This is a genomic window from Rhizobium sp. 32-5/1 (genome assembly GCF_029537235.1).
Classification (GTDB): Bacteria; Pseudomonadota; Alphaproteobacteria; order Rhizobiales; family Rhizobiaceae; genus Pararhizobium.
The window spans coordinates 1,113,802-1,136,070 of record NZ_CP120638.1 but is presented as its reverse complement, the minus strand read 5'-3'; the positions used below and the strand labels follow the sequence as shown (position 1 = coordinate 1,136,070).

Genomic DNA, 22,269 nt, shown 5'->3' with positions numbered 1-22,269 from the left:
CCTCCCGCAGTGATCCGGTGTGTGGGAAATCGGTCAATGCTTTCATGAAGCGCTCAAGCTCGTTCAGTTTACGGTGAGCAACCTCTGATCCAGAATAGCCCTCGATCAGCGTGAAAATATCGAACAGGTCATCGCCGATCTCAGGATGGTATTGGAGTTCGTAGGCCGACGTCATTCTTTCGATCTTGCCCTGATGCGCGCGCGAACATTTTCAAATACGTCATCGTCTTTCATAGAAATCCACTGATCTCGCGGCAATTCCATGCGTCGTCTGATCTCATCGGCCATGCCGGCCAAAGGATCATCCGAAGACTGGCTATTCAACATCATCTGTTCGATGCTGGCCTCGATCACATCGGATACCGACGGAAAGGCTCCCTCTTCGACCATCTTTTCCGCATAGCGCAGATTGCGCTCGGAAAGCGTGACTGTGGTCTTGATGTTCATGCTTCGTCTCCGATCGCAAAACGGTCCCCCAATACTACGATATGTATTGACCCTTGTCCTCTCCCATGGCACCTGTCGCCGCAAAATTAGGTAACAGGTATCGCTCATGACAACCGCTCCCCTGCCGGATCACATGAACCCGAAGCGCTCCTTCCAGGCGCTGATCCTGACGCTGCATGCCTATTGGGCCGACAAGGGCTGCGCCGTGCTGCAGCCCTATGACATGGAGGTCGGCGCCGGCACGTTCCATCCGGCAACAACGCTGAGGGCGCTCGGTCCGAAGCCATGGCGTGCGGCCTATGTGCAGCCTTCGCGCCGCCCGACCGACGGGCGTTACGGCGAAAACCCGAACCGGCTGCAGCATTATTATCAGTATCAGGTCATCCTGAAGCCGAACCCGTCCAATTTGCAGGAGCTCTATCTCGGTTCGCTGGAGGCGATCGGGCTCGATCCGTTGCTGCACGATATCCGCTTTGTCGAGGACGACTGGGAAAGCCCGACGCTGGGCGCCTGGGGTCTCGGCTGGGAGTGCTGGTGCGATGGCATGGAAGTCTCGCAGTTCACTTATTTCCAGCAGGTCTGCGGCCTCGAATGTTCGCCGGTCTCGGGCGAACTGACCTATGGTCTCGAGCGTCTCGCCATGTATGTCCAGGGCGTCGACAATGTCTACGACCTGAACTTCAACGGTCGCGAAGGCGCGGAAAAGATCAGCTATGGCGACGTCTTCCTGCAGGCCGAGCAGGAATATTCGCGGCACAATTTCGAATATGCCAACACCGCGATGCTGCACCAGCATTTCATCGATGCGGAAACCGAGTGCCTGGCGCTGCTTTCTGCCGGCGCGCCGCAGCCGGGGGCAAACGCAACGCTGCACAAATGCGTTTTCCCGGCCTACGACCAGTGCATCAAGGCTAGTCACGTGTTCAACCTTCTCGATGCGCGGGGCGTAATTTCGGTGACGGAACGGCAGAGCTATATCCTGCGTGTCCGCACGCTCGCCAAGGCCTGTGGCGAGGCGTTTCTGCTGACGGACGCCGGCGGTGCCAACCTTTCCGAGCGCGCAGCGTAACAGGGCTCGGGTAAGACGGCTCCCTGTCGGTCGCATCCCGGATTGTCACCTGCTCCGCTTGCTTCCCTTGCGATTTGCCCGATGGCTTGTCGCAAGCGGAAGAAGCTATTCCATTCCGTAAAAGCCCTTTCGCTTCAGCAACAGGCTCGGCCGGGCCTGCGCGAAATGCCGAACGATCCGGGACGTGCCAAGCCGCCATGGGCGGATGGCCGCTGTCCCGTCAACGGCTGCCGGGACGGTTCACGCGCACCGGAACCATGGTTTTCCGGCGCGGTTCCTGCCTTTGCGCGCGGATCGCCGCCACGTGGCTCGCGCAGACGAGGATCATGGCCGAAAGGGTGATCATGGAGATGATGGTCATGGGTCAATGTTCGCACTTCACTGATGGTTGGGCGAGGCAACAGTCTGCGTCTCGCCTTCGGTTTCGAAGTGGCCTTCATGGCAGGGTCTGCGGTCTTCCATGGCCGCACGGTGCTCAGAACATGGGAAAAGGATACGCCTTGCCTGTTCCACCGCAATCGCCAGTTCTAGCTACCCGGCGGTTGCTGCCAGTCCGTCAAATCATGTCGCTGGCATCGACGCCGATCTGCCACACAGGTCTTGCCATGCTGCCGCCGGTTGGGAACTGACCGGCATAGGTCTGAAGCGCCCGGCGTAGTCCAACGGGACGTTGCGCCGGCATCGCGGTGATGTGAAAAATGAAAAGCGCAGCGAAGACAAGCGTGTTGATCAGAGTAACGGTCATGGGAGCGTCTCGCACTCGGGTTTATGCTGGTTTGCGAGCAGCTTTCATGGCCACCAAACTCCGGTCCAACACTGACCGCGGCAAACGAAAAACGTGAGGAGAGAATAGCTTCAGCGGACTTTATGCGGAATCGCGACCCCTGCTTAGGTAAGATTAGCGATGGACCGCGCTGACGGCCTTATTCGTTTACCAGCGGTTAAGAGGTTTGTGGGCGAGGCTCAGATCAGGTCGCTGGCCTCGACGCCAATCTGCCAGACGGGCTTCAGGGTCGGGAAGGCGCCGGTCGAAAGCTGGCCGGCATAGGTCTGAAGCGCGCGGCGCACACCGGTCGGTTTTTCGATGGAACCACCGGCAGAATAGGCAACGAAAAGGGCCGTGAAGGCGATGACGTTGACGAGGGTTGCAAGGGTTTTCATCGGACTGGTCTTTGTCGGTTCGTGTTGCTCTGATGAACCGACTATCGCCGATCGGCCGTCGCCCTGCGGTTCCGCAAGGAACACGTGATTTTCGGACAGGGCGGGCAGGGGAAGGAGATCGATTGCGCGGTGGGTGCACGCGCAGATCCGATATGCTAAAGCCTGTGCCGGAGGCGCATTCACTGCGTGAAAATATGGGCTTGAGGGGATTTTTGATGATTGGTCTGGCTATCGGCGCCGCGTTGATCGTGTACCTGATTTTCGTCTATAACAGCCTGGTCAAGGCACGGCAGGTGAAGGAAGAGGCGTGGTCCGGCATTGACGTCCAGTTGAAGCGTCGCGCCGACCTGATCCCCAATCTGATCGAGACGGTCAAGGGTTACGCCGCTCATGAAAAGGGCACGCTCGAAGAGGTCGTCGGCCTACGCAGCCGCGCCCAGGCGGTGCCGGGTGGCGACGTTGCCGGCCGCGCTGCCGCCGAAGGCCTGCTCAGCCAGGCGCTCGGCAAAGTCTTTGCGCTGGCGGAAGCCTATCCGGACCTAAAGGCCAATCAGAACTTTTCCGAGCTTCAGCAGTCGCTGGAAGGGATCGAAAGCGAAGTGCAGATGGCCCGGCGCTACTACAATGGCGCCGCCCGCGACCTCAACGTCAAGGTCGAGAGCTTTCCTCCAACTTCATCGCCGGCCCCTTCGGCTTTTCCAAGGCCGCCTATTTCGAAATCGCCAATGAAGCCGATCGTGCTGTGCCGGTGGTGAAGTTTTGATCTAGCTCGAAACGACGTTCCGTCGTAGACGGCTTTCCATGACAGATTGAGGACGCGCAGCCGTGAACAGGCGGCGGTGAAGGCATCAAGAGACATGAGCATGAGCAACGCAGACCAGAAGCTGACCATCCTGCCGCCCGGCCACCCGCTTCAAGGCCGCGTCAGCCCCCGGCTCGAAGTCGATCACCAACCGCGCGCTGCTGCTGGCCGGCCTCGCCAAGGGGACCAGCCACCTGACGGGTGCGCTGAAAAGCGACGACACCCGGTATATGGCGGATGCGCTGCGGGCCATGGGCGTCGAGATTTCCGAGCCCGACGATACGACCTTCATCGTTACCGGCAGCGGCAAGCTTCTGTCCCCCGAAAAGCCGCTGTTCCTCGGCAATGCCGGCACAGCCACGCGCTTCCTGACGGCGGCTGCCGCTCTGGTCGAAGGCACCGTTGTCGTCGATGGCGACCAGCATATGCGCAAGCGGCCGATCGCGCCGCTGGTAACCGCGCTACGCTCGCTCGGCGTCAGCATCGAGGCAGAGACCGGATGTCCGCCGGTGACGATTTCCGGTACAGGCGATTTCGCGCGCGATCATGTGACGATCGATGCCGGCCTTTCCAGCCAGTATGTTTCGGCGCTTCTGATGGCGGCTGCCGGTGGTTCGCGGGCCGTCAGCATCGAACTGGCCGGGGACGAAATCGGCGCACGCGGTTATATCGACCTGACGGTCGCCGCCATGCAGGCTTTCGGTGCCAGGGTCACGCAGGCCAGCCCCTCCGTCTGGCAGATCGCGCCGACATGCTATACGGCAACCGACTACGTCATCGAGCCGGACGCCTCGGCTGCGACCTATCTCTGGGCGGCGGAAGTGCTAACCGGCGGCAGGATCGATCTCGGCGTCGCGGCTGAGGCCTTCTCCCAGCCGGACGCCAAGGCCTATGAGGTCATCGCAAGCTTCCCGAACATGCCAGATGTCATCGACGGATCGCAGATGCAGGATGCCGTGCCGACGCTTGCGGTACTCGCCGCCTTCAACGAGACGCCCGTGCGCTTCGTTGGCATCGAGAACCTGCGCGTCAAGGAATGCGACCGCATCCGGGCGCTGTCCACAGGGTTGACGAACATCCGTGCCGGCCTTGCGGTCGAGGAAGGCGACGATCTCGTCATCGCATCCGACCCGTCGCTCGCCGGCCAGACGCTGCCGGCGGATATCGATACGTTCGCGGATCATCGCATCGCCATGAGCTTTGCGCTGGCGGGCCTCAAGATCAACGGCATCACCATTCTTGATCCGGCCTGCGTGGCCAAGACCTATCCGCGCTACTGGGACGAACTGGCCTCGCTCGGTGTGAATTTCACCGGCGACAAGCCCTGACGAAACGTGGATTTCACCGACTGGACAAGCCGAAGGAATGATCGCATGAACCGCCTCCTTGGCCTCGTCGGCATGATCGCCCTGCTTTTCATCGCTGCCGGTGCAGCAAGGGCGGAGGAGGTCTTAAGCTCCTATCATTCCGATATCACGCTTGCGAAATCGGGCGTTCTGACCGTTACCGAGACGATTGTCGCGACGGTCGAGGGCGTCAGGATCAAGCGCGGCATCTACCGCGATTTTCCGCTGACCTTCACCGATGGCAGCGGCCGCACGGTCAAGGTCGATTTCAAGCTGATCTCCGTCACCCGCGACGGCCGCGCCGAGCCGGATCGCACAGAGTCGATCAGTGGCGGCGTCCGCATCTATACCGGCGAGGCCGATGTCTTGCTGACCCCCGGCGAACACACCTTCGCGCTGACCTATGAAACCGCTCGCCAGATCCGATTCTTTGCCGATCATGACGAACTGTACTGGAATGTCACCGGTACCGAATGGGCTTTTGCGATCGAGGAGGCGTCGGCGACCGTCACGCTTCCCGATGCCGTCAGGGCCGAGGCGCTGGATGTCTTTACCGGGAGTTTCGGCGCGACCGACAAGAATGCCCGTGCCCTCGAGGACGGCGACCGGCTGGATTTCCGAACCACTCGGCGGCTCGAGCCCGGCGAGGGGCTGACGATCGCCGTGAAGATGCCGAAGGGCAGCATCGACCCGCCATCGGCCGCGCAGGAAAAGCTCTGGTGGTTCCGCGACAATCTTGCGCCGATGCTGGCGATCGCCTGCCTCGTCATCGTCGGGCTCTATTATTCGCGCATGTGGTGGAAGGTCGGCCGCGATCCCGCCCGCGGCGTCATGGTGCCGCGCTGGGATGCGCCGGACGGCATATCGCCGGCGCTGGTCAACTATATCGACAATAAGGGCTTTTCCGGCCAGGGCTGGAGCTCTTTGTCCGCTGCGGCGCTCAATCTGGCCGTAGGTGGCTATGTCGTGCTGGAGGACCTGAAGACCGCGCTCATCCTGCGATCGACGGAAAAAGCCTGCCGGGGACGCTGCCCACCGGCGAGATGACGTTGATCAAAGCCGTCCACGCCGCCGGTGGCGTGCTCAAGATCGACAAGGCAAATGGCGAGGCGGTCAAGAAGGTCGGCTCCGATTTCCGCTCGGCGATGGAAAAGGAACACCGAAACAAATACTACCAGGCCAACACCGCCTATGTCGTCGGCGGCATCGTCCTGTCCGTGCTGTTCCTGCTGGCCATCCTTGTGTTTGGCTCGCTCGACGAGGTCACCATTCTGGTCGTGATCCTGCCGGTGATCGCCTCGGTATTCGTCACCCTGTTTGCCGTCGGCATCGGCCGCATGTTCAGGAGGGGCGGCAGCCTGTTTTCTCGCATCGTCGCCGTCCTGTTTGCTGCCGTCTTCGGCTTCATCCTGTTTTCCACCGCGCTGACGGTCCTGGCCGTGGTGGTGACCACGGCGCTCGAAGCTCATCAGATTCCGCTGCTGATTTCGGTCGGCGGCATCGTGCTGGTCAATCTCCTGTTCTTCTACCTGATGGGTGCGCCGACGCCGCTCGGCTCGAAGATGATGGATGGCATTGACGGCCTGCGGCAATATCTGACGCTCGCCGAAAAAGACCGTATGAACATGGCGGGCGCACCCGAGATGTCGCCCCAGCATTTCGAACGGCTGCTGCCCTATGCGGTGGCGCTCGGCGTTGAAAAGCCCTGGTCGCAGACCTTCGATCGCTGGCTGCTCGCCGCATCCGCCGGTGCCGTAGCCTATCATCCTGGCTGGTACCATGGCGACAGTTTCACGGCCGGCGCGTTCGGCGATCGCATGGGTGGCTTTGCCGGCTCCATGGCCAGCACCATGTCCTCGTCCCTGCCAGCGCCGCCCAGCAGTTCATCCTCCGGTTTTTCCTCCGGCGGCGGCTCCTCGGGTGGCGGGGGTGGCGGTGGTGGCGGCGGGGGCTGGTAGGGCCAAAAGACAGTCAATGCTTTTGTATCGTGTCAGTGATACTTGACCCATTTGTCTTTGTGTATCATTCTTTGATACAATTCGGAGGCGCGGATGATCCGTTCGTTCAAGGACAAACTGTCTCTATCCGTGGCGAACGGGAGCGTGAAGAAAGGTTTTCCTGCGGATCTCGTGCGGCGTGCACAGCAGTTGCTGGCTCTGTTGCATACGACGACGGATCTGAAGGACATGATGTCACCACCCGGTAATCGCCTCGAGAAACTGTCGGGCGACCGTGAGGGGCAATATTCGGTCCGCATCAACCAGCAATGGCGCATCTGTTTTTCGTGGTCGGAAGGCGGTGCTGATGATGTCGAGATCGTCGACTATCACTGACCAATCGCGGTCGAATTGGAGTTTCCATGATTGACGTACTTCCCCCAATCCATCCGGGCGAAATTCTCAAGGAGCTTTATCTCGATCCGTTGAAGATGAGCGCCGGAATGCTTGCCAAGAAACTGAATGTCCCGAGGACTCGAATCGAACGTATCGTTTCGGGCAAGACCGCGATGACCTCGGATACGGCGTTGCGCCTCGCTCGTTTTTTAACACCACACCGGAACTCTGGATGAATCTGCAGGTGCGCTACGACTTGAAAATCGAAGCCGAGCGAAATCGTGCGGAGATTGAGCGAATCCCCGTCCGCAACGCTGCGTGAATGAGGACTTTCCGCCATTCACCGGATGACTTTTGCTGCCGGGCTTGCTAAGTCCGCCGCAGTCCATTGGTCCCATAGAAAAGCATCCGTCCATGCCCGATCTTCTGCTTGAACTCCGCTCCGAGGAAATCCCGGCCCGTTTGCAGCGCAAGGCTGCCGGCGATCTGAAGAAGCTTCTGACCGATGCACTGGTCGAGGCGGGGCTGACCTATGAGGGTGCCCGCGAATATTGGACGCCGCGCCGCCTGACGCTGGACATCCGCGGTCTCAACACGCGCTCGGCCGATGTGCGCGAGGACCGCAAGGGCCCGAGCACGAGCGCCAATGAAAAGGCGATCGAAGGCTTTTGCGCAGCGCCGGCCTCACCGATATCGCCCAGGCGCATGTGCACAGCGATCCGAAGAAGGGCGATTTCTACGTCGCCCATATCGTCAAGCCGGGCCGCCCGACGGAAGAGATCGTCGCCGACGTGATGCCCGGCATTATCCGTAATTTCCCTGGCCGAAGCCGATGCGCTCCGGTGTTGCCTCGGCAAAACCCGGCTCGCTGCGCTGGGTGCGCCCGTTGCAGTCGATCGTCTGCACGTTCGGCCCGGAAAACGAGGAAACGCAGGTCATTCCGTTCGAGGTTGATGGCATCGTCGCCTCCAACGTCACCTATGGCCACCGTTTTCACGCGCCTGATGCGATCACCGTGCGCCGCTTTGCCGATTACGTCGAAAAGCTGGAGAGAGCCAAGGTCATCCTCGACGGCGAACGCCGCAAGCAGATCATCGCCGCCGATGCCGCCAATGTTGCCTTTGCCAACGGGCTGGAACTGGTCGAGGACGAGGCGCTGCTGGAGGAAGTCTCCGGCCTCGTCGAATGGCCGCAGGTGCTGATGGGCACCTTCGAGGAGGACTATCTGGCGATTCCGGCCGAAATCATCCGCCTGACGATCAAGACCAACCAGAAGTGTTTCGTGACGCGCCCGGTTGGCGGTGAAGGCCTGTCCAACAAGTTCATCCTCGTCGCCAATATCGAGGCCAGCGACGGCGGCGCGGAAATCGTCCACGGCAACGGCAAGGTCGTGCGCGCGCGTCTATCCGACGCCAAGCATTTCTGGACCCGCGACCAGGGCAACCTGCCGGATCTCGCAACACTCGAAGCCTCGGCTGCCAAGTTTAACCTCGATCTTGCCAAACCGCTCGACCAGCGCATGGCCAAGCTTGATGCGCTGAACGTGACCTTCCATGCCAAGCTGGGCACGCAGGGCGAGCGCGTTGCGCGTATTCGGGCGCTGGCTGCGGAACTGGCCAAGTCCACCGGCGCCGATCCGGGTTTGGTCGATCGCGCCGTCGTGCTGGCCAAGGCCGATCTGCGCACCGAAGCCGTCGGTGAATTCCCCGAGCTCCAGGGCCTGATGGGCCGCAAATATGCGTTGCTGCAGGGGAGGATGCCTCCGTCGCCGCGGCCGTCGAAGATCACTGGAAGCCGCAAGGCCCGTCCGATCAACTGCCCGCCGATGCCGTCGGCCTTACGGTGGCGCTCGCCGACAAGCTAGATACGCTATTTGATTTCTGGATGATCAATGACAAGCCAACGGGATCTAAAGACCCTTATGCGCTGCGCCGCGCGGCGCTGGGCGTGCTTCGTCTATTGTTCCAAATAAAAAAGTGGATCGACATAAAGGGACTCCTGAATATTGGCGGCGGGCTACTTTTAAATTCGCTGCCCAAATACCAGTATGAAGCCATTGATTTTCGAACGAAATTTGCACTTGAAGCTGGCGTTCCGGTGGACGAAGTAATTGCCGTTGGTTATGGCGGATTTATGCCAATGTATTGTATTTGTACTGCAAATTCAATTTGGTCAAACCTCCTCTCCTTCTTCCACGACCGCCTCAAAGTCTACCTCCGCGATCTCGGCGCCCGCCACGACCTGATCGACGCCGTTCTCACGCCCGACGCTGACGACCTCCTTATGGTTGCCCGTCGCGTCGAAGCGCTGACGGCCTTCATCACCTCGCAGGAGGGCCTCAACCTGCTCGCCGGCACCAAGCGGGCGACGCAGCTTCTGGCGGCGGAGGAAAAGAAGGGGACGCAGGTCTCGGCTACCGTCGATCCTGATCTGTTCGTGCTCGATGCCGAAAAGGCGCTCCATGCGGCCGTCACCAAGGCCTCTTCCGATGCGGCAGCTGCAGTTCAGGCGGAAGATTTCCGGTCCGCCATGGAGGCGCTGTCCTCGCTGCGCGGCCCGGTCGATCAGTTCTTTGTCGATGTGCTCGTCAATGACGAAAACCCTGATATCCGCGCCAACCGCCTGGCCCTGCTCGGCCAGATTCGTGCTGCGACGGGAACGGTTGCTGATTTCTCGAAGATTTCGGGATAACAGCAGTCTGTAAAAGAACCCGCTAAAACAAAATGCGCCCCTGCTTCTCTCAGGGGCGCATTTCGTCGCCATCAGGCGAATGCCCAGGTCAGCCCTGTTGAACGTGGCTGGTGGGGCAGGGGTCTGCTTATGCCGATTAGTTTAACCGAAGTTCGAAACCTGCCGGATCAAATTCTCGTGAAGGCGTTATATCAGCAGCTATCGACTCGGTTGTTTCCGCCGAAATCGTGCCGAGTGCGCTGGTCTTGGCGGTGGTATCGACGGCAATCACGGCCGCCGCCTGCGCATCCGCCGGGTTGGTACCAACAGTGCCGGCCACGGCTGGCTGCGGTAGGCTTTTCGCCTGGGCGGCCTTGATGACATCGTCCGAAGCCGTCGAGATGAAAACGATCGGCGATCCCCAAGCCAGGCCTCGGTGCGCACCAGCTTCATCTTGCCGTTCAGTTCCTTCAACTCCACCCGCTCCGTCCCCTTGGCGACTTCAGGAACGATATAGCTGAGTTTCTTCTTGACGATGAGCGGCGGGCAGCTTGCGCAGGAAACAGTCGCAATGCTGTTGTTGTCACCGGTGCCGGTCGTCACGCTCTCGATCGACGACGCGAAGGCGGAGCCTGCGGCAAACACGCAAGAGACAGTGAGCACAAGGTGGCGCATCGGCATTCTCCTCTGAATATCACAGACGAAAATATCCGATCTCCGTTACGTTCCCGTCAGGAGAGTTGGTAAAAATTGAATGACTTTTCCGGTTCCAGAAGAGGCGGTGTTTACGCTTTTTCGCGTGCGACGGCCTGCCAGCCGATGTCGCTGCGGCTGAAGCCGTTCTCCCATTTTACCTTTGCAAGTGCCGCATAGGCTGTCGCCTTGGCCGCGCCGACGGTGTCGCCCATGGCGGTAACGTTCAGCACCCGGCCGCCGGTGGCAACCAATTGGCCGTCTTTCAGGGCCGTGCCGGCATGGAAAACCTTGGTGTTGGCATCTGCTTCAGGAAGGGCGGTGATCGGCGTGTTCTTCTCGTAAGTGCCGGGATATCCGCGCGAAGCCATGACCACGGTCAGCGCCGCCTCGTCGCGCCATTCCGCATCCATCTGATCGAGCGTGCCGGTCGCGGCCGCATGCAGGAGCGTCAGAAGATCGCTCTTCAGCCGCATCATCAGCACCTGCGTTTCCGGATCGCCGAAACGCACATTGTATTCGATCAGTTCCGGGCCTTTCTTGGTGATCATCAGGCCGGCAAAAAGCACGCCCGAGAAGGGATGACCGCTGTCAGTCATGCCGCGAATGGTCGGCTCGATAATCTCCTTCATCGTCCGCTCGACCATGTCTGGCGTCATCACCGGGGCCGGCGAATAGGCGCCCATGCCGCCGGTGTTCGGGCCGGTATCGCCGTCGCCGACGCGCTTGTGATCCTGTGCCGAGGCGAGCGCCAGCGCATGCGTGCCGTCGCAAAGGCAGAAGAAGCTGGCTTCCTCGCCATCCAGATAGGCCTCGACTACCACTTCCGCACCGGCCGCGCCAAAGGCGCCGTCAAAGCAGCTGTCTACGGCGTCAAGCGCCTCGTCGACCATCATCGCCACGGTCACGCCCTTGCCGGCGGCAAGGCCATCGGCCTTGATGACGATCGGCGCACCCTGTTCGCGGATATAGGCTTTCGCCGGCTCGGCCGCCGTGAAGCGCTGATAGGCGCCGGTCGAGATCGAGTATTTGGCGCAGATGTCCTTGGTAAAGCCCTTGGAGCCCTCGAGCTGGGCTGCCGCTGCCGATGGGCCGAAAACGGTAAATCCTGCCTCGCGCAGCGTATCGGCAAGCCCGGCAACCAGCGGCGCTTCTGGGCCGACCACGATGAAATCAATGGCGTTTGCCTGGCAGAAGGCAAGCACGGCCTGCTGATCTTCGGTATTGATGGCGACGAGTTCGGCTTCCTCGCCAATGCCCGGATTTCCCGGCGCGGCGTAGAGCTTGGTCAGGCGCGGGGACTGCGCCAGTTTCCAGGCCAGCGCATGCTCGCGGCCACCCGAACCGATCAAAAGAACTTTCATCGCCTACTCCTGCAGTGTTGCGCTGCCCTAGAGCGGATGCCGGTTCAAGGTCAAGGAAAAAGCTCGGTTTTCGATGCGGGAAGGGGCTCAGAGCAATTTTGCCGTGCCGGTACGACGCAAGGGTTGATGGTCGATCTCGACATGGGCCGTGACAGGCAGCGCCAGGTTCTTCAGCGCCCAGATCGAAAGATCGGGCAATCCAAGCGGTTTGCTGATCAGGTAACCCTGGAAATGATCGCAGCCGGCTTCGGTGAGCATGGCCATCTTCCGCGGCGTATCCACGCCTTCGCCGACGACCGCCATGTTCTGCGCGTGGCACAGCGCGATCACGGCCTTCAGCGCCGGCAGCGACTGGTCGCCCGTCAGGTTCTGGACCAGCGCCCGGTCGAGCTTGATGGTATCGGCCGTGTATTCGATGATCTGCTGTACGGAGGTATATCCAGCCCCGAAATCGTCGATCGATATACGGAAGCCCCTGTCGCGCATGGACTGGATGTTCCGGTGCAGCTGGTCGCCGAGCTTGACGGCGAAGGTCTCGGTCAGCTCGATCTCGATGTATTTCGCATCCAGTCCATGCCGGTCGAGACAATCGCAGAAATAATCGCTGATCGATTTGGAGTGCAGTTCCGCCGACGAAATGTTGATGGCGAGCACCGTCTCGGGGCCGAAGAGTTCCTTCAGACGGAGATGATCGCTCATCGCCCGGTTGATTACCCACCAGTCAATCTTGGTGAACAGGCCTGAGCTTTCGGCGATCGGCACGAATTCATCCGGCGTGACATTGCCGAGCGTCGGGGAAAGCCAGCGCAGCAGCGCTTCGCAACCCGTGACGCGGCCGCGGGCATCAACGATCGGCATGTAGACCAGATGGAATTGCTCGTCGGCATTGATGCCGCGCAGTTCTTCCTGGATCTGGCGAACCCGGTCGCGCTTGTCCTGTAGCGCACGCGAAAAGCGCGAGGAACGGTTCTTGCCGTTGGTCTTAGCCTGATACATTGCGGCATCGGCATTCGAGATCAATTCCGCCAGGTTGTTGGCATCCTCGGGGCAGATGGCAACGCCGATGCTGGCTGTCACTGGATAATGTTTGCCGCGCACTTCGAAGCCGCTGGAGAACAGGCCAATGATCGCCGCGCAGATTTCGCGCGTCGTGCCGTCACCAGGCTTGGACTGGACCAGCACTGCAAATTCATCACCGGAAAGCCGGGCAAGAATTGCATCAGGGATTTCGCGGCGCCAGGTAATCTCGCGCACGGCGGCACCGATTCGTGCGGCCAGCGTCTTCAAGAGCTCGTCGCCGACTTCATGGCCATATTTGTCGTTAACGAACTTGAAGTTGTCGATGTCGATGAACAGCAGGGCGCAATGTGTGTTCGTGGCCTGCGTGCTCTGGACGATGCCGGCCGCGACGAGGTTGAAATGCGCGCGGTTGCTGATACCGGTCAGCGTGTCGGTCCAGGATGCGTGCTGGACCTGATGCAGCGCGGTGCGGGACTGGTCGTGCAATTGCCTGATGTTGCCGGTCAGACGGCCGATTTCACCGGCGACGGCGGTGTCTTGAATGTTCTCGTTCTCCCCGCTCATGACCGCGGTCACCTGCAGGTCGAGTGCGGAAATCGGATTGGTGATGTACCGACGGATCAGGAGGATCATTAGCCCGACGGAAAACAGGCTCATTGCTACTGCGCCAAAGCCCAGCAGCACCTTCAATCGCGCCATGTTGCCGACATCTTGTGCAGTCTCAACGCTCAGCGTCGCAAACAGCGATGGCGCGAGGCGCACGGAAGCGGCAAGTTCGCCCTCTGCCTGAATTGCAGGGGTGGTGTTGAAGGTGAGCGTGGTACCGTATTCCTGCTGCAGCGTTGTCTGCATGTCCAGAAACTGTGTGGGCTCGATCGCGACCTGCACGAGAAGGGCCGTGCTCTTGGCGCTCGGCAGCGGTCTGGCGAATGTCACCGGGTCGATGAATTCGGAATAGATGATCAGAGGCCGTGCCTGCTCGTCATGCAGGAAGGTCCAGTCCCGCAGCTGGCTTCCGCCGATCAGCCGCTGCGCCAATTGCAATTGCGGGGCGCTCAACTCGGCGAAGGGATCGTCGCTGTTTTCGAAATAGTAGCCGGGGCTCAGGTCGGGATTGATGATGGCAAAGGCGATGAACTTCTTTGGGTCGTCGGAGAGCGAGCGAATGCTCTGCTGGAGCCGCAGGCCAAGTGCATTGCTGCGGTAGTTTGCATCGGTTTCCGACACGAAAAGCCGCACGGCATTGCCTTCGAGGAGCGAGTAGAGAAAGCTCCTACTCTGGCTGACCTCATTGCGGAAAAGGGCTGCCGCGTGATCCAGCCGCTGGCTCAGCCGCGCACGCTCCAGTGCCAGCATCGAGCTGCCCTGCGCGATATAAACCGAGAGCGCAGCCAGCAGATAGCCTGCAAGTACGACTGGAAAAATCAGGAAAAATGCGCGTCTGCCAAGTGTCACTGGAAGTTTGCCATGGAGCTGATGATCCGCCTGCGGGTCTGGATCGATTGAACGGAGAGTTCTTTCTGATACTGGCTCTTTTCCAGGATGTCCGCCGGCGTATAGATTTCTGGATTGTTGCGCATGTCCTCGGGAATGAGCGGCAGTGCGGCTTCATTGGCAGTTGGCATCGTCAGGGCCTGCGCGTTGGCTGCAGCACTTTCCGGCGAGCCGATATAATCGAGCAGTTGCAAGGCCAGCGCCTTGCGCGGCGAAGCGGCCGTCACGGCCATGCAGTCGAGCCAGGACAGCGTGCCTTCATTTGGCACGGCGTAGCGCCAGACGCCGGGCGTGCCGGCCTTCTCGTTGAGAACATGCTGGTCGCCGCTATAGGCGATCGCCATGTAGATTTCCTTGCCGATATCGGGGTTCTGGATGGCGGTGATCACGTAGTCGTAGGTCAGGACAAAGGGCGCCTGCTTCTTCATCAGCTCGAAGGCCGCCTTCAGCGTTTCATTGTCATTGGCGTTGATGGACTTTCCGAGCAGCACGAGCGGCGCGATGAATGCCTCGTTGTGATCGTCATACATGGCGATATGCTTCTTCAGCGCGGGCGCCGGGGCCATCAGGTCGTTCCACGAGGTGGGGGTCGTCTTGACCATGTCCGACCGGTAGACGATGCCCATCGTGCCCCAGAGATAGGGGAGGGCAAAACCGGCGCAGCGGGCGTTCCAGTCAGGCTTGTAGCCCTTGAGCGATGGCGTGTTCGCCTCCGTTAGAGGCTCGAGGATACCACGCTTGCCAAACAGTTCGGCACCGTTTTCGCCGATGACCGCGATATCGATATTGCTGTTGGGGTCGGAAAGGACTTCGTCGCGGGCATCGCCGCTGTCGTAGTAAATCTGGTTGACGGCGACACCGGTCTTTTCCGTGAACCGATCAAGGATCTTCTGGTCGATATAGGATTCCCAGATCAACAAGTTGAGCGTTTCGGCATGAACAGGCGTTGATGCGAGAAATCCCGCCAGAGCCGCTGAAACCGCCAAAGTCCTGATGCGCATCTACAATACCCCGGAGAACCCACCGGGGAACCTTACCGCGCAATGCTTGATGAATACTTACAATACCATGCAACAAAAGCCCTATGCCCGGTGGGGCAGTCTCCATTTCCGGGGTGAAAGTTGGCGCACGTGGCAGCTATCGGTGGCTGGGAAGCTTCGGCAGAAAGATGGTCAGCAGGCCAAGCAGCGGCATGTAGGAGCAGACGGTAAAGACGAATTCGATGCCGTTGCGGTCTGCGAAGACACCGAGCACCGCAGCACCGATGCCGCCGAAGCCGAAAGCAAAGCCGAAGAACATTCCCGCAATCAGCCCGACCCTACCCGGCACAAGTTCCTGTGCAAAGACCACGATCGCGGAAAAGGCCGAGGAGAAGATGAAGCCGATGATGATGACCAGTGCCGCCGTCCAGAACAGATTGGCATAGGGCAGGAGCAGCGCGAACGGGATGACGCCGAGAATCGAGAACCAGATAACGAAGCGCGCGCCGAACCGGTCGCCGATCGGCCCGCCGAAGATGACCCCGGCAGCGGAGGCGCCGAGAAACAGGAACAGCAAAAGCTGTGCGTCCTGCACGCCGACGCCGAACTTCTCGATGGTGAAGAAGGTGAAATAGCTTGAGAGGCTGGAAAGATAGGCATTTTTCGTTGCCGTCAGGATGACGAGCACGATCAGCGTCCAGATCACATGGTTGCGCGGCAAGGGCAGGGTGCGGCTCACCGGCTTGCGACCGGCCGAACTGCGGCGATGGCGGGTGTACCAGACGCTGACCCAGGACAGCACCATGAAGCCGGTAAGGGCAAGGATGGAAAACCAGCTGAGGCTTTCCTGACCGCGCGGGATGACGATGAAGGCGGCGAGCAGCGGCCCGATCGCGGTTCCGGTATTGCCGCCCACCTGGAACAGCGACTGGGCAAGGCCATGGCGTCCGCCAGAGGCGAGTCGTGCGACACGCGATGCTTCCGGATGAAAGATCGCCGAACCGATGCCGATGAGGCTGGCACCGATGACCAGAACGTAGAAATGATGCGCATTGGCAAGCGTGATCAGCCCGGCGCAGGTCGACAGCATGGCTGCCGGCAGCGAAAACGGCATCGGCCATTTATCGGTGACCACGCCTACGGCCGGCTGCAATAGGGAGGCCGTCACCTGGAAGGCAAAGGTCAAGAGGCCGATCTGCACGAAATCAAGCGCGTAGTTTTCCTTCAGCAAAGGATAGAGCGACGTCAGCAGCGACTGCATGATGTCGTTCAGCATGTGGCAGAAGCTGACGGCGACGATGACGGACACGGCCGTCTTTTCGGCGTCTGCCGGTGTGATCGAGGAGACGGTTGCCATGCTGGTGTCCTTGCCGGGCGGATGCTGGTCTTTTCAGTTGTGTCGTGTCTTACCGCGCTTGAAATTGGCCTGCTTTTGTGCTGTGGTCGCATTCTTTCGAGAGTGGGCCAAATGCGGAAAGTCGAGCTGAAAAAAGACGATCCCGGCAATGATACCTTTCATTTCGAGAGCCTGTCCTGGATCGACAGCACCGATGAACCAATTGCCATGCTCGGTCGGCTCTATCCCGCAGGCTCGCGCGGGCTGCTGCACAGCCATGCCAAGACGCAGCTATGGTGCGCAAGGCGCGGTGTCGTGCTGGTCAATACCGCCGGTGGGCGCTGGATGATTCCCCGGTCATGGGCTGCTGATCCCGGCCGGCCTGGAGCATTACAGCGAGATGATCAGCGATGTCGAAATGCACTCGATCTATGCCGAGCGTTCGGTGATCGACACCGATCGGCCCAAGGTTCTCGAGGTGACGCCGCTTGCCGGCAGCCTGATGGAAGAATTGCTTCTTGCCGAGGAGGCGCCACCCGGCCCGCGGCGGAAGCGCCTCATCATGGAGCTGCTGCTCGATGAAATCGGCCACCTGCCCGAACGTCCGCTCGGTTTGCCCTTTCCAGCGCATGCCCGGCTTGCCTCGCTTTGCCGCAGATTTCTGAAGGTACCGGCCGCGAATGCAGGTATCGACGACTGGGCGCGGGAACTTGGTATGAGCCGCCGCTCCTTCACGCGGCTGTTTCGGGCAGAAACCGGGGTCAGCTTCGTCACCTGGCGCCAGCAGGCCTGCATCTTCGCCTCCCTGCCGCGTCTGGCAGAGGGCGAGCCGGTAACGAATGTCGCGCTGGATGCAGGCTACGAGAGCATCGCAGCCTTTACGACCATGTTCCGTCGCATGCTGGGACACGCACCCAGTCTCTATCTGAAATCGCGTGCGGCCTGATTCGGAGAAGGCTACCGCTGCTTTACGGCGCCCAGCCCTTCAGATCATCCTCAGCGAAGCCACCGTGGGTGTACTCCGTCAGATACCAGTGATGGCCGTATTCATTGGCCTGAACTGGCCAGTAATAGCCTTCGGTACAGATGTCGCTGCTACCCGTTGCAGTTTCCCGCACCAGATGGAGCGTGATCTTGGTCCCGTCGCGGGGCGCGCTCTCCATCGGCAGAAAAGCAGTCGGCACGGGCGGGCGGGTGGCTTTTCGCCTGGAGCCGAGAATGGCGTAGTTCATGAGAAACCTCCGCAAAGGCACGCATCACACAGGCCGTATTGATATGCCGTGGTCTGCCATGGTTTGACTTCGATCTGACAACGGACACATTCGATTGTCGTGTCCGAACGAGTCTTTTCAACGTCGCGCAGTTGCATCCTGTGCTTCTTGAAAAGCGTTCGTTCATCAGGTCTGTACGTCAACAGTGTACTCCGAATGCGGTATTTTAAAACTCTATAATATAATGGGTTTTGTCACTCTCTGCGTCGATTGCAATCAAAGGTACCCAGTGGCGTTCAATTCCCGTTATAGGGCGATTGTGCTGCGAGAAAAGTACAATCTAAAAATAGAATCCATTGCGGTAAACGCACCGTGGATGCCGATGGTTAACGGTATCGTAGGAGGCTATTGCCTATAACTCACCAAACGGACCTGCTACTGATCGCGCTATCGTGTTCGCGAAAACGAGCGACAGTCCGGTATTGCCAAATTTGGAGTAATGTCTTGCGCCACCATTTTTTGCTCGTTCTTTCAACCAGCTTGCTCGCCTTTGCGACACATGCCGTCCAGGCACAGGAAGCGCGGCACTTCTGGTCGGGAGACTGGTATCTGAAAGTCGGCGCAACCGGATTTCTCGGGGCCAAATATGACGGGTCGTCGAAGCGGCTGTTCCAGGCGGCACCGTTGATTTCGCTCGGTCGCGCCGGCAGCACGGTTCGCTTCTCGTCGCGAAACGACAATCCGGCCTTTGCTTTCGTCGATACGGGCGCCTTCCGCGCCGGTCTTTCCGGCAAGCTGATCTTCACCCGCGACCAGGATACCTCCGATGACCTGAAGGGGCTTGACCCGGTGCGCTTCGGCGGCGAACTGGGCGCCTTTGCCGAGGTCTATCCGACCGACTGGCTGCGCCTGCGTGGCGAGTTGCGTCATGGCATCCGCAGCCATGACGGCATTGTCGGCGACCTCGCGGCGGACGCCTTCGTTGATGTCACCGACACGATCCGGGTTTCCGGTGGGCCGCGTGTGACGGCAGCGACCAGTGACTATTTCGATGCCTATTACGGCGTCGATGCCACAGAAGCCGCGGCCTCGGGCCTAAGCCAGTACAAACCGTCGGGCGGTCTGGCATCGGTCGGGCTCGGCACCGCGATCACCTGGCAGGCGACGGAAAAGATCGAGGCCAGTGCCTTTGCCGAATACAAGCGGCTGATGGGGTCGGCCGCCGATTCCAGCCTCGTCAAGGAACGCGGCACGCGCAATCAGGTCCTCGTCGGTCTTTCCGCGACCTACCGCTTCGATTTCACGCTGGATTGACAGCCTTGAAATAGCCAGCTCCACGCGTTGACGGCCATAGACCGCTGGCCGCTTGACCGCTGCCTTTTCCGGCTGCAAACAGGCGGTATGAGCAAGATTTATCCCGTCGATTCCGGGCGCGTTGCCGATGCGCCATCCAGAAACTGGGTCTACCGCGCCCTGCCAAGGGCGCTTTGGCCCTATGCCCAGCTTGCCCGCTGGGACAGGCCGATCGGCTGGCAGCTCCTAATGTGGCCGTGTTTCTGGTCGGCCGGGCTGGCGGCCAACGCGGCAGCCCTTTCCGGAAATTTTTCTCCTTTCCGCTTCGTTCTCCATCTGCTGCTGTTTTTCATCGGCTCCGTCGCCATGCGCGGCGCGGGCTGCACCTATAATGACGTCGTGGACCACAAGATCGACATGGAAGTGGCCCGCACCCGATCACGGCCGCTGCCATCTGGTCGTGTCTCCCGGTTCCAGGCCAAGATATTCACCGTGGTGCAGGCCTTGGTCGGACTGGCGGTGCTTCTGCAGTTCAACGGTTTTTCGATCGTGCTCGGCGTACTCTCTCTGGCGCTGGTCGCCATCTATCCCTTTGCCAAGCGCTTTACCGACTGGCCGCAGTTTTTCCTTGGCCTTGCCTTTTCCTGGGGTGCCCTGATGGGCTGGTCTGCCGAATTCGGCGGCTTGAGTGTCTCGGCGCTGGTGCTTTATCTCGCGGCCGTCGCCTGGACGGTCGGCTATGACACGATCTACGCCTACCAGGACAAGGAGGATGACGAACTGATCGGCGTGCGCTCCACCGCGCGGCGTTTCGGCGACAATCCGCGCCCCTGGCTGATCGGCCTTTACGGCCTGACGGTGCTGTTGCTGCTCATATCTTTTATGGCCGCCGGCGTCGGCTTTCTTGCCTATCTCGGCCTGCTCGTCGCCGCGATCCTGCTCGCCTACCAGATCCTTGTGCTCGATATCCGCGATGCAGCACAATGCCTGGCGCTGTTTAAGTTCAATGGAACGGTCGGCCTGATCATCTTTACGGGCCTGCTTTTGGCGCTGGTCGTGCGGCTTCTATGAAAAAACCCTCCTGCCGGGCCGGAGGGCAGGGGAACGAAGTTCTGGGAACTGTGAAATCAGGCCCAGCTCAAATCGTCGTCGCGATCGGTCGTAATCTTCCCGGCTCTGGCGAAAAATACGGTGAGGGCGGCAAGGATGGTTTTGCGCATCGGATTGTCTCCTTCTCTGGGATGCAGGATGTGCGCTGCATATGGCACCAAGAAGGCACGGCCAATGTTTCCGGGGAACAGGAGTAAACGCCGGAAAACAAAAACAAAAAACCGACCGCAGGGAACGGTCGGCTTTCTGCACTGGAGAACAGGTTGCAGATTGTGTCGAAAATCAGTTGCGGGCGATGATTTCCCGGCCGTTGATCTTCATATGGACGCCGAGGCTTCCGGTCGCGCGGCGCACGAGGAAACGCGGACGGCGGTCGGCAAAAAGCGAGTGGCGGCGCCGCGGCTTGACATCGCGTGTTTGGACGTCGCCGAGATGCTGTTCCAGCGGGCGGGCAACGCCATCGGCCTCGACCATCAGCATCGGGATACGGTAGGCTTCCGACCATGAGCGCCAATCGGCGGCGATGTCGGACAGGTCATGGGCGACCAGCAGCGGGATGCAGAGATCCGGGTCTTCGTGGTGCAGTTCAAGCGTCACCGTTACCTCTCCGTCTCCGTGATCGATGGCCCGGGCAGCAACCCCTTTGAAGGCCCGCGACGGCAGGGCGATCGACAATGGCAGGCCGCTCGATGGCAGCACCTTGCGCATCACCGCGCCGCGTTCGTCCAGGCTGATGGTGACATTGCTTGCTCCGCCGTGCAAGGCATAGCTTGCCTGCTGGGGGAAGCGTTTCGGATCCAACCTGAGCGGGGTTTCGACCCATGCCGGTTGAGAAAGTGACTTCGCCATTTCATTTCGCCCTTGTTTTCCTTGAGAGCCGGTTCCCGGTCTTCTCCTTGGGACTTTTCGTCCTCTGTGACCTCAAGATAGGCGCCGCCCCTTCCAGACCGCTTAAAAATCGCAGTTAAAAAAACTTTGCAGTTCCTGATGGTTAGCGAAAACCGACGGGCTACGGTTTCCCATTGGTGAAGAAAAATGCCCGCATTTTGCAGACCTTGCCGACGGGTGCGAAAAGTCAAAAGCCACGCGCAAGCAAACACGCCGATGCTCGCACCAGCGCCTTCGCTGCCCGGATTCGATCTGTGGTCGGCTGAAAGGCATGCAAAACAAGGTCTGGAAGCGCCCGACGGGGCCTTCTCGGAAAGTCTGGCAGGGCGACATGGTATCGACGTTTATCGACTACAATCTCATCACGCGCGACATGCGGCTCAGCCTGCAGCGCACGTCCGAACAGACCCTGGTCAAGCGCGAAGCGGATTATTACAAGGCCAATATCGGCAATGTCACCACCATCGACGAGTTCATGGATGACTACCGGCTGTTCAACTATGCGATGAAGGCGCATGGGCTGGAGGACATGGCCTATGCCAAGGCCTTCATGCGCAAGGTGCTGGAAAGCGACCTGAGCGACGAGGAGAGCTATGCCAACATGCTCACCGACGAACGCTATCGCAAATTCGCCGAAGCGTTCAACTTCTCGAGCGACACCTCGGTGGTTCAAAGTGATGCACAGGAAGACGCCGTCATCGGCCTCTACAATCAGAGTTACGTCAACCAGGACGCGGCCGTCAAAACGGACTCGGCCTATTTTAACGCAGCTATAGACCTTGTGACCAATACCGATCAGATCTGGCAGAACGATCGTCTTAAGACCTACGTGATGACGGCTTTTGGACTGGACCCGAAATACACCTCCTACGCCCAGTTCAAAGGCGTTATCACCAGCGATGTCGATGACCCCACAAGTTTCGTGAATGTGCAGGACGCTGCTTATAAACAGGGCCTGCAGGACAAGATCGCGAACGTCCAGGCAAACGCCACGCCCGAGGATCTCGCCAATCCCAACAGCGCAGCTTCAAGCTGATCACCAACTATCAGAC

Annotated in this window: 19 protein-coding genes and 6 pseudogenes; 12 read left to right on the top strand and 13 right to left on the bottom strand. The window is 59.9% G+C overall.

What is annotated here, in order from left to right; all coding sequences use genetic code 11:
• Positions 1 to 171 precede the first annotated feature (171 nt).
• Entirely contained in the window at positions 172 to 447 is a 276-nt protein-coding gene (locus P6U16_RS05945) for a hypothetical protein (RefSeq protein ID WP_277702990.1), read from the bottom strand.
• 106 nt (positions 448 to 553) lie between these two features.
• Here P6U16_RS05945 and P6U16_RS05940 point away from each other — a divergent pair, with 106 nt between their 5' ends.
• Positions 554 to 1,516, top strand: a complete 963-nt coding sequence (locus P6U16_RS05940) for a glycine--tRNA ligase subunit alpha (RefSeq protein ID WP_277702989.1) — start codon at positions 554 to 556, stop codon at positions 1,514 to 1,516.
• 220 nt (positions 1,517 to 1,736) lie between these two features.
• On the opposite strand, the gene P6U16_RS05935 is transcribed toward P6U16_RS05940, so the two are convergent.
• The gene (locus P6U16_RS05935; protein WP_277702988.1) at positions 1,737 to 1,877 is read right to left on the bottom strand and encodes a hypothetical protein; all 141 of its coding nucleotides are present in this window, start codon (positions 1,875 to 1,877) and stop codon (positions 1,737 to 1,739) included.
• Between the two features lie 23 nt (positions 1,878 to 1,900).
• On the opposite strand from P6U16_RS05935, the gene P6U16_RS05930 reads away from it, so the two are divergent.
• Positions 1,901 to 2,047 (top strand): hypothetical protein, encoded by a 147-nt coding sequence (locus tag P6U16_RS05930; RefSeq protein ID WP_277702987.1) that lies wholly within the window; start codon positions 1,901 to 1,903, stop codon positions 2,045 to 2,047.
• Positions 2,048 to 2,072: 25 nt separating this feature from the next.
• On the opposite strand, the gene P6U16_RS05925 is transcribed toward P6U16_RS05930, so the two are convergent.
• The gene (locus P6U16_RS05925) at positions 2,073 to 2,261 is read right to left on the bottom strand and encodes a hypothetical protein (protein ID WP_277702986.1); all 189 of its coding nucleotides are present in this window, start codon (positions 2,259 to 2,261) and stop codon (positions 2,073 to 2,075) included.
• A gap of 218 nt (positions 2,262 to 2,479) precedes the next feature.
• Entirely contained in the window at positions 2,480 to 2,677 is a 198-nt protein-coding gene (locus tag P6U16_RS05920) for a hypothetical protein (RefSeq protein ID WP_277702985.1), read from the bottom strand.
• A 215-nt stretch (positions 2,678 to 2,892) separates the two neighbouring features.
• Here P6U16_RS05920 and P6U16_RS05915 point away from each other — a divergent pair.
• From P6U16_RS05915 to glyS, 6 genes and pseudogenes are all read left to right on the top strand, one after another.
• Positions 2,893 to 3,440, top strand: a pseudogene (locus P6U16_RS05915) (LemA family protein).
• 94 nt (positions 3,441 to 3,534) lie between these two features.
• Positions 3,535 to 4,807 (top strand): annotated as a pseudogene (locus P6U16_RS05910) (3-phosphoshikimate 1-carboxyvinyltransferase).
• Positions 4,808 to 4,852: 45 nt separating this feature from the next.
• A pseudogene (locus P6U16_RS05905) lies at positions 4,853 to 6,783 on the top strand (DUF2207 domain-containing protein).
• Between the two features lie 93 nt (positions 6,784 to 6,876).
• Positions 6,877 to 7,158 (top strand): type II toxin-antitoxin system RelE/ParE family toxin, encoded by a 282-nt coding sequence (locus P6U16_RS05900; RefSeq protein WP_277702984.1) that lies wholly within the window; start codon positions 6,877 to 6,879, stop codon positions 7,156 to 7,158.
• A 26-nt stretch (positions 7,159 to 7,184) separates the two neighbouring features.
• A pseudogene (locus tag P6U16_RS05895) lies at positions 7,185 to 7,480 on the top strand (HigA family addiction module antitoxin).
• Between the two features lie 92 nt (positions 7,481 to 7,572).
• A pseudogene (gene glyS, locus P6U16_RS05890) lies at positions 7,573 to 9,849 on the top strand (glycine--tRNA ligase subunit beta).
• A 136-nt stretch (positions 9,850 to 9,985) separates the two neighbouring features.
• Here glyS and P6U16_RS05885 read toward each other — a convergent pair.
• From P6U16_RS05885 to P6U16_RS05855, 7 genes are all read right to left on the bottom strand, one after another.
• Positions 9,986 to 10,120 carry a hypothetical protein gene (locus P6U16_RS05885; protein ID WP_277702983.1) on the bottom strand — a complete coding sequence of 45 codons (135 nt, stop codon included), beginning with the start codon at positions 10,118 to 10,120 and terminating at the stop codon, positions 9,986 to 9,988.
• Positions 10,117 to 10,503 carry a plant virulence effector HPE1-like domain-containing protein gene (locus tag P6U16_RS05880; protein WP_277702982.1) on the bottom strand — a complete coding sequence of 129 codons (387 nt, stop codon included), beginning with the start codon at positions 10,501 to 10,503 and terminating at the stop codon, positions 10,117 to 10,119. The genes P6U16_RS05885 and P6U16_RS05880 overlap by 4 nt, the downstream gene beginning before the upstream one ends.
• A gap of 110 nt (positions 10,504 to 10,613) precedes the next feature.
• On the bottom strand, positions 10,614 to 11,885 hold the full coding sequence (gene purD / locus P6U16_RS05875) for a phosphoribosylamine--glycine ligase (RefSeq protein WP_277702981.1): 1,272 nt from the start codon (positions 11,883 to 11,885) through the stop codon (positions 10,614 to 10,616).
• Between the two features lie 87 nt (positions 11,886 to 11,972).
• On the bottom strand, positions 11,973 to 14,360 hold the full coding sequence (locus P6U16_RS05870) for an EAL domain-containing protein (protein WP_277702980.1): 2,388 nt from the start codon (positions 14,358 to 14,360) through the stop codon (positions 11,973 to 11,975).
• Entirely contained in the window at positions 14,357 to 15,400 is a 1,044-nt protein-coding gene (locus tag P6U16_RS05865; RefSeq protein WP_277702979.1) for a spermidine/putrescine ABC transporter substrate-binding protein, read from the bottom strand. The genes P6U16_RS05870 and P6U16_RS05865 overlap by 4 nt, the downstream gene beginning before the upstream one ends.
• A gap of 136 nt (positions 15,401 to 15,536) precedes the next feature.
• Positions 15,537 to 16,736: an MFS transporter gene (locus tag P6U16_RS05860; protein ID WP_277702978.1), complete on the bottom strand. Its 1,200-nt coding sequence runs from the start codon at positions 16,734 to 16,736 to the stop codon at positions 15,537 to 15,539.
• 33 nt (positions 16,737 to 16,769) lie between these two features.
• Entirely contained in the window at positions 16,770 to 16,994 is a 225-nt protein-coding gene (locus P6U16_RS05855) for a hypothetical protein (RefSeq protein WP_277704033.1), read from the bottom strand.
• Here P6U16_RS05855 and P6U16_RS05850 point away from each other — a divergent pair.
• Positions 16,908 to 17,661: pseudogene (locus tag P6U16_RS05850) on the top strand (helix-turn-helix transcriptional regulator). The gene P6U16_RS05855 and the pseudogene P6U16_RS05850 sit on opposite strands and share 87 nt — an antisense overlap.
• 22 nt (positions 17,662 to 17,683) lie before the next feature.
• Here the strand turns inward: P6U16_RS05850 and P6U16_RS05845 are convergent.
• Positions 17,684 to 17,947, bottom strand: a complete 264-nt coding sequence (locus P6U16_RS05845) for a hypothetical protein (protein ID WP_277702977.1) — start codon at positions 17,945 to 17,947, stop codon at positions 17,684 to 17,686.
• A gap of 498 nt (positions 17,948 to 18,445) precedes the next feature.
• Here P6U16_RS05845 and P6U16_RS05840 point away from each other — a divergent pair, with 498 nt between their 5' ends.
• Together P6U16_RS05840 and ubiA are read left to right on the top strand one after the other, a co-directional pair.
• Positions 18,446 to 19,240, top strand: a complete 795-nt coding sequence (locus tag P6U16_RS05840) for a MipA/OmpV family protein (RefSeq protein ID WP_277703761.1) — start codon at positions 18,446 to 18,448, stop codon at positions 19,238 to 19,240.
• Positions 19,241 to 19,327: 87 nt separating this feature from the next.
• Entirely contained in the window at positions 19,328 to 20,290 is a 963-nt protein-coding gene (gene ubiA / locus P6U16_RS05835) for a 4-hydroxybenzoate octaprenyltransferase (RefSeq protein ID WP_277702976.1), read from the top strand.
• 321 nt (positions 20,291 to 20,611) lie between these two features.
• Here the strand turns inward: ubiA and P6U16_RS05830 are convergent, their stop codons facing one another.
• Positions 20,612 to 21,178: a DUF6101 family protein gene (locus P6U16_RS05830; protein WP_277702975.1), complete on the bottom strand. Its 567-nt coding sequence runs from the start codon at positions 21,176 to 21,178 to the stop codon at positions 20,612 to 20,614.
• A 310-nt stretch (positions 21,179 to 21,488) separates the two neighbouring features.
• Between P6U16_RS05830 and P6U16_RS05825 the strand changes: the two genes are divergently transcribed.
• Positions 21,489 to 22,253: a DUF1217 domain-containing protein gene (locus P6U16_RS05825; protein ID WP_277702974.1), complete on the top strand. Its 765-nt coding sequence runs from the start codon at positions 21,489 to 21,491 to the stop codon at positions 22,251 to 22,253.
• The last annotated feature ends 16 nt before the right edge of the window (positions 22,254 to 22,269 follow it).